Annotated in this window: 1 protein-coding gene and 1 pseudogene; both read right to left on the bottom strand. The window is 70.0% G+C overall.

Going from position 1 to position 1,317, the window contains the following annotated elements; translation table 11 throughout:
• Positions 1 to 282: pseudogene (locus B9G38_RS17500) on the bottom strand (GNAT family N-acetyltransferase); the annotation flags it as partial.
• A partial coding sequence (locus tag B9G38_RS17495; protein WP_086221194.1) for a TIGR00300 family protein occupies positions 279 to 1,317 on the bottom strand: 1,039 nt, incomplete at its 5' end. The gene B9G38_RS17495 and the pseudogene B9G38_RS17500, both read right to left, overlap by 4 nt.

Raw genomic sequence — 1,317 nt, 5'->3', positions numbered from 1 at the left:
CCAGTTCACCGCCATGCGCTCCGGGAGGACGAAGGCGTAGCCGACCGTCTCTTCGGTTCGCGACTCGACCGCGACGGTCACGCACCGCGGGTCGTCGGCGACGCAGCGGTCGACCCAGTCGAGCCAGCGCTCGCGGTACGCCTCGGTGAGTTTGCCGTCGTAAGCGGCCGCCTTCCCGTCGCCGCCGGTGTTCTCGCCGAGGCCGCGCTCGAAGGCGACCTTTGACTCGTAGAGGCCGGCGGCGTCGCGCTCGCGGTCGTAGGAGCGGATGTCGACTGTCATGAATCGTCCTCCACCACGAACTCCGCGAGCGTCGGCACGAAGGTTCCGATGTCGGTGACCATCCCGACCGCCTGCGCAGAGCCCCGGTCGAGCAGCTGGGTGACGGTGGCGGGGTTGATGTCGACGCAGACGGTCTTCGTCGTCGACGGGAGGCAGTTCCCGACGGCGACCGAGTGGAGCAGCGTGGCGAGCATGAGGACGATGTCGGCCTCGTGGGCCTGCTCGCGGATGGCGTCCTGCGCTTCCACCGCGTCGGTGACCGTGTCCGGGAGCGGGCCGTCGTCGCGGATCGAGCCGGCCAGGACGGTGTTCACGTCGTTCTCGACGCACTCGTACATCACGCCCTCGGTGACGATCCCCTCCTCGACGGCGGCCTCGATCCCGCCCGCTCGGATGATCTCCGAGATGGTCCAGATGTGGTGTTTGTGGCCCTTCCGCGGGTGTTCGAGCGTCTCGACGTTCATCCCGAGCGAGGTGCCGTAGATGGAGCGTTCGAGGTCGTGCGTGGCGAAGCCGTTGCCCGCCGAGAGCGCGTCGACGTAGCCCGCGGCGACGAGGTCGGCCAGCGCGTCGCCCGCGCCCGAGTGGATCACGGCCGGCCCGGCGACGACCATCACGTTGCCGCCCGCCTCCTTCACCGCGCGCAGCTCCTCGGCGACCTCGCGGATCGTCGACTCCGAGGGGCGCTCGGCGGAGACGCCGCCCTGCATGAAGCCGAACGCGCCGCCGCCGCTCCGCGGGCGCTCGGGCGGGTTCACGCGGATCCCGGACTGGTCGGTGGCGATCAGGTCGCCCTCCTCGACCGTGTTGAGCGTCTTGGTGTAGGCTCGGGGGGAACCGTCGGAGGCGCCTTCGGGATCGACGACGAGCGCGCAGTCCATCTCGATCCGCTCGACGTCGATCCACTCGCCGTCGTACAGCACCTCGGTCGGGTGGTTCGTCGTCGAGTAGAAGTCCGGCGGGACCACCTTGTCGGCGGGCGCCGCGACGAGTTCCACCTCGGACGGGTCCTCTAACACCGCGCCGTTCTGGTGG

This window comes from Halorubrum sp. SD612, assembly GCF_002135005.1.
Note: the sequence above shows the minus strand (reverse complement) of the source record. Positions and strands in the feature narration are given on the sequence as shown.